Source organism: Mastigocoleus sp. MO_188.B34 (assembly GCF_030065675.1).
Lineage (GTDB): Bacteria > Cyanobacteriota > Cyanobacteriia > Cyanobacteriales > Nostocaceae > Mastigocoleus.
Genome location: NZ_JASJDK010000076.1, coordinates 22,772 through 28,771 on the forward strand (window position 1 = coordinate 22,772; position 6,000 = coordinate 28,771).

The 6,000-nt window shown below is 34.6% G+C and carries 6 protein-coding genes; 1 reads left to right on the forward strand and 5 read right to left on the reverse strand.

Translation table 11 applies throughout. The features are described from left to right. Positions 1-293: 293 nt before the first annotated feature. Positions 294-449, reverse strand: a complete 156-nt coding sequence (locus QNJ50_RS17935; RefSeq protein ID WP_300637671.1) for a hypothetical protein — start codon at positions 447-449, stop codon at positions 294-296. Between the two features lie 7 nt (positions 450-456). Here QNJ50_RS17935 and QNJ50_RS17940 point away from each other — a divergent pair, with 7 nt between their 5' ends. After that, positions 457-924, forward strand: coding sequence for a hypothetical protein (locus tag QNJ50_RS17940; protein ID WP_300637673.1), 468 nt, complete (start codon positions 457-459; stop codon positions 922-924). A 262-nt stretch (positions 925-1,186) separates the two neighbouring features. Here the strand turns inward: QNJ50_RS17940 and rpmB are convergent, their stop codons facing one another. The 4 genes from rpmB to QNJ50_RS17960 form a co-directional block, all read right to left on the reverse strand. Continuing rightward, entirely contained in the window at positions 1,187-1,423 is a 237-nt protein-coding gene (rpmB, locus tag QNJ50_RS17945; RefSeq protein WP_300637675.1) for a 50S ribosomal protein L28, read from the reverse strand. Between the two features lie 276 nt (positions 1,424-1,699). Further along, positions 1,700-3,658 (reverse strand): molecular chaperone HtpG, encoded by a 1,959-nt coding sequence (htpG, locus tag QNJ50_RS17950; RefSeq protein ID WP_300637677.1) that lies wholly within the window; start codon positions 3,656-3,658, stop codon positions 1,700-1,702. A 209-nt stretch (positions 3,659-3,867) separates the two neighbouring features. Then, positions 3,868-4,812, reverse strand: coding sequence for a glycosyltransferase (locus QNJ50_RS17955; RefSeq protein ID WP_300637679.1), 945 nt, complete (start codon positions 4,810-4,812; stop codon positions 3,868-3,870). A gap of 152 nt (positions 4,813-4,964) precedes the next feature. Next, positions 4,965-5,948 carry a glycosyltransferase gene (locus QNJ50_RS17960; RefSeq protein ID WP_300637681.1) on the reverse strand — a complete coding sequence of 328 codons (984 nt, stop codon included), beginning with the start codon at positions 5,946-5,948 and terminating at the stop codon, positions 4,965-4,967. Positions 5,949-6,000: the final 52 nt, after the last annotated feature.

The following is a 6,000-nucleotide window of genomic DNA, read 5'->3' on the forward strand; positions in this document are numbered from 1 at the left end:
TATCTAGCAATCATATTTGATTTTCACAAATGGTTTAGGATTGCTATCTGCACGATAAAAATTACCTAAAAAGAAAATTTGTATGTTAAAAATCAACTTTAATTTATATGATGATTTTTAGTAATTAATAGATTTTTAAAAGGTTAAAAAGTCTGAATTGTTATTCAGAAATATTGGATTATTTAATTTGTAGCTGAGACAGAGTATAAATGTCATCAATTCATCCCAAAAAAGGCAAAATTTTACTTGAAATAGCAGGTAAATGAAGTTGCTGTTGGGAGAGTAAACTTATGTTACCCATTTGCAGCGATAAATATATCAGTTAGGGAAAATAAAATTTTGGTAATTGGTAATTGGTAATTGGTAATTGCTGTATTTGAATCGACTTGACTTAAAAAATTATCGATACCTAAACATAATGCGGTGATAGTTGTGAAAAAATTATTCATTTTGGCTATGATTTGCATTTTTGGCTGCACAGAAACGAACTCAGCTAATGTGCAACAGCAAAATACAGAGCAAAATATTGTGGAAAAAAATGTTAATGAAGCTAAAGTAGTATCTGTTAAAGCTCAGGGAAAAGCACAAAACTATACCTTTAATGTGGGGATTGCCAGCCCCGATACAGGTTGCGAACAATATGCTAACTGGTGGGAAGTATTGAATGAGGAAGGAAAACTTCTCTATCGCCGTATTTTGGCACACAGTCATGTTAAAGAGCAACCTTTTGAGCGTTGGGGTGGACCAGTGACTGTGAGCAATAACGAAATAGTAATAATCCGAGCACACATGAATAATTCAGGTTATGGGACAACCGTTTTCAAAGGTTCAGTAAAAGATGGTTTTAAACCAACTCAACTGAAAGCCAATTTTGCTTTCGAGGTAAAATCCCAACAACCACAACCCAGTGGATGTGCTTTTTAGTATTTTTTAGAAATCAGAAGACAGGAGTCAAAATTAGAATATTCTTTACTCCTGACAGTATTTTAGCTGTACTTTATTTGCTTATAATCCAATATGCTTGCTTCCCAACGCCTAATCCCTAATCCCTACCTAATCCCTAGTCCCCAACCCCATAAACACCAAAAACACCCGTATCGGTTTCCGCACAGGTGCTCTGGTTTGTTTGATGATAACTGGCGAAAATTGCCAGTAATTTAGGTATGAACTTGGAAATGATAGAACCTTAATAGTGATTAAGATTAATCCCAGCTTCTTTAGCCATTGCATCAAGACCTTTCTTTTCCAAAGTTTTGATTGCTTTGGTAGAAAGTTTTAGTTTTACCCAACGATTACCTTTAGCCCACCAAACACGTTTGTTCTGTAGGTTGACTTGCTGAAGACGCTTGGTACGACGGTGAGAGTGGGAAATTGCAAAAGCATTATTTGCTTTCTTCCCAGTAAGTTGACAGCGACGAGACATAAAATCTATCTCCTTGTTTTTTACACGATCTACTATTTTATCTAAAGAAGCAAGTAATTAGGGAAAACAAGTAGACAGTTATTAATTTTGGTTGAATGTTGGGTATTTAATTTACCCAATATCATCTTTGTGATGGTATATCACTGCTTTTGCTTGAATAAGCAACCACAATTAGCGAATTAACACATCCGATATTAAGAATAACGGTGCGTTACGGCTAACGCCTAACACACCCTACAAAATCGGATATATTTCAACTGTTAGTCATGAATTATCCTATTTAATTGCTTCTTTTGTGAGTTTGGTTAGTACTTCATTGGAACGAAGCACAAAAGATTTCATCCCATCAGCATCAAAGCCCTTCTGTGACATTAATGCTAGATCGTAAACATGTTGGCAAACCATATTTACCAATTGTTGTGTGGGAGAAGAACCATCACCTTGAATAATACTACCTTGGTTGAGATTTGCCAGGTTTTGAATTAATGGGTGGGATGTATTTACCAGTAAAACGTGTTCTTCTGGAAATTCTACGTTTTGTTGTTGCATCATGGCGTTCATTTCCCGCAAACGGCGTAGAATTTCGGGTAAAAGAACCATTGCTGGTGGTGTACCTTGGGGATTATCAGATTTTAAGGCTTCGGTACGAATATTTAGTTTTGGTTTGTTGAGTGCTTTCTCAAATAGCTCTTTGATTTGCTCGCTGCGAGTCTTATTTGTGTTAGGGTCAACGATTTCTTTGTCTTTCTCTTGATCTAAGAGGGTGTTATCTAAGTCTGAGTCTACCCGAGTAAATTTAACGTCTGTATATTCCCGCTCCAAGAAGTTGATAAAGTGAGTATCAATGAATGAGTCCATAAATAGGACTTCCAAGCCTTGGCTTTTATGTAATTCTACATAGGTGGCTTGTGCTGCTTCGTCTGTGCAGTAAAATACTCGATTCTCGTGCTTTGCTTTGTTCCGTTCTAAGTATTCTTTAAGATTAGTATAAGGTAATTTGTTAGCAGGAGTAACATCTTGCCAAGCATCACCTTCTTCTGTGGGAACTTGAACTGTGGTGGTGTCTGCTGATTCTTCTTGGTATGTGCTACGGAATATTACTATGTCTTGGACTTGTTTCTTGAATTTTTCGTCGTTGAGAACGCCAAATTTAACGAAAGTACCGAGATCCTTCCAAGCACCAACATATTTTTCGCGATCGTCGCGATACAATTCCTTGAGGTTATCTCCGACCTTTTTGGCGATATAGTCACCAATTCTTCTTACGGTGCGATCGCCTTGTAAAGCACTACGGGAAACGTTGAGAGGAATATCGGTACTATCAATTACACCCCGCATGGGTAACAAAAACTGGGGAATAATTTCTTCGCAATTATCACTGACAAAAACTTGGTTACAGAATAGTTTGATTTGTCCTTTATTAACTTCAACATCGGGCTTGAGTTTGGGAAAATAGAGAATACCATTGACAATAAAGGGATAATCGGTGTTCAAATGTACCCAAAGTAATGGTTCTTCTTCAAAGGGATACAGATATTTGTAAAACTCTAAGTAATCTTCCTTGTTCAAACTACTGGGTGATTCTCGCCAAGGAGCTTTTTGTTTGTTGAGAACTTCCCCATCCATTTTGATGGGTACTGGCATAAAATCACAGTAAGTTTTAACAAGATTTTTGATGCGTGCGGGTTCTAAAAATTCCTCTTCCTCTTCCATGAGGTGCAGAGTTATTGTAGTACCACGAGTTGTGCGAGATGAATCATCCAAAGTGAAAGCAGGAGAACCATCACAAGTCCAATGGACAGCTTGTTCCCCTTCCTTATAAGAAAGTGTATCAATTTCAACCTGCTTTGCGACCATAAAGGATGAGTAGAAACCCAAACCAAAGTTACCAATAATTTGTTGGTTTGAGTCTCCTTTATACTTTTGAATAAATTCTTCGGCACTGGAAAATGCCACTTGGTTGATATATTTTTTTACTTCATCAGCACTCATTCCAATTCCATTATCGGATATGGAAAGAGTTTTCTTATCCTTATCAACAGCAATTTGAATTTCTTGTTCGCCGATTTCGCCTGAATATTCTCCAGAGCGGGATACCATTTCCAGTTTAGCAATCGCGTCTACAGCGTTGGATACCAATTCTCGTAAAAAGATTTGATGATCGGAATAAAGCGATTTCTTGATAATCGGGAATATATTCTCAGTATGAATGCTGATAGTACCTTGTTCTAGCATATTCTCTGATTACAAATACATACAAATATTTCAATCATGACTCAGACAAGCTTATTTCGACACTTTTTATTTATGTAAGTGCGAAAATCAATGCTGAATCAATCAAGAATTGTAGAACTCAACGAGTGTGAATGCCTATACTTGAAATGTTTGTTTGCCCTATAAAAATAATTCGGATTTCCCTACCATGATATTAAATGTTACTGTCCTTAAGTTTTTTTACTTAAATTATGGTATTTTTTCTTTTGCAGAATATTACAAAGGTGAGGAAAAATTATCTTGACCGCCGCTATTAATATGATGCGCCACTGTTGCCGAAGGGATGAACTATTGTTGATAAAGTTCCACCAAAATCGTAATGCAATTCGAGTTTGTTGTTTATTTGGTGCAGCTTCAATTGCTTTAAAAGTCAGGTATTTGTAAAGATTGGCTAAACTTGTCTTTTTTAAGTGCTGTAGTTGTTGAGCTTTGTCATCGATGAAAGCACGGTCAATCACTTTTAAAGATTCTGCTTCTTGCTTTTTGAGGTTATTTGACATTGAATTAGCAGATATTCGATATAAAATCTGTGGTTTTTGCACACATACAAATTCATGATTCGCACAAATTCGTAACCACATATCCCAATCTTCTGCGGCGGATAGGGATTCATCAAAATGACCGACTTCTTCAAATACTTGGCGACGAATGAGAGGATTTGAGCCATTTTCTAGGAAATTTCCCATCAACATTCGCTCATAAACCCATCCGGTAAATTTTATGCGTCTACCTGCTTTAATAAAGTTACCAGAATCATTTATGTAATCTGTCCAACTGTAAGCTAATACTGCTCGGGGATTTGCTTTTAAAACTTGATATTGGTCTTCTAATTTATCAAGTGTCCATAAATCATCAGCATCAATAAAAGAAATAAATTTTCCCCTTGCTTTTTTTATTCCACGGTTACGAGTAGCAGCTAAACCAGAATTATCATAGGAAAATATTTGCAGACGAGAATCAAAAATATTTTGAACAATATCTACTGTTTTGTCTGTAGAACCATCATTGATAACTATAACTTCTATATCTTTGAAATTTTGATTTAATACAGATTTTATTGTTTCTGCAATTGTTTGTTCGCCATTATAAACAGGAATAACTACGGAAATAGTCATTTATTTTATTAAATAAAGTGTTATTGAAAATTAAATATTAACTGTACAAGTGATATTTTTCACAAGTACTTTAGGATTGCTATAGTGAAATTTGTGATTATTCAAGTGAAGTTTTTTTAATTAGGAAAATTTTATTGATAAAACATGATTAATTAAGAAGTTACTTCATATCCTAAGAAAGTACTTGTGTTAGATAAAATGGGCAATAAACTTAGTACCTTTTTAGCCTGTTTCGGAGAAAGTAAAGTCATTAAAGTCAGTTTAAATAAAGCTTTAAAAAATATTGGTTTAAAAACTATAACTGGGTCATATTTCAGACACATAAAAATAAACCTAGCAGTATGAAAAGTATTCTGTTTCCCTGGGTATACATCAAGTGCTTTATAACTAAGATACTTATAAAGATTGCCCAAACTATATATTTTTAGATGTTGATGTTGTGCAGCCTTTGAATGAGAATACGCCCTATTAATAACTTCCAAGTTTGATTTTTCTAATCCCAATACATTAGAAGACATAGAAATATTACAAATTCGATATAAAATTTGTGGTTTTGGTACACAAACAAAATCATATTTAGCTGCTAAACGTATCCACATATCAGTATCTTGAGCATTTGTTAAAATTTCATCAAATCCTCCTACCGCTACAAAAGCATCTCGGCGAATCATAACATTAGAACCACTACCAATAAAGTCGTCTAACAGTAACTTGCAATAGACATCTCCGCTCCAATTGACATAGGAACATCTGCGGAGAAATTTACCTCGTTCATCTACACAATCTGTCCAACTATAAACAAGTCCAGCATTAGCATTATTAATTAATGCGTTATATTGAAGTTCTAATTTATCCTTTGTCCACAAATCATCAGCATCAATAAAACTGATGAAATCACTACAAGCATGTTTAAAGCCACGATTCCGGTTGACGGCTACATTAGCTTTTGGATAGTAAAAAACCTTAATACGTGGGTCTTTAAATTGGGAGATAATCTCTAATGTCGAATCAGTTGATGCTGAATTAATTATTATCAATTCAAAATTGTTTATACTTTGACTTAAGACTGATTTAATTGTATTTTCAATAGTTTTTTCGCCGTTATATACTGGTATAATTACAGATATAAGTGACATTTATTATATTTATCATTTATTTTATATTAATTATTATTCATGATAAATAATT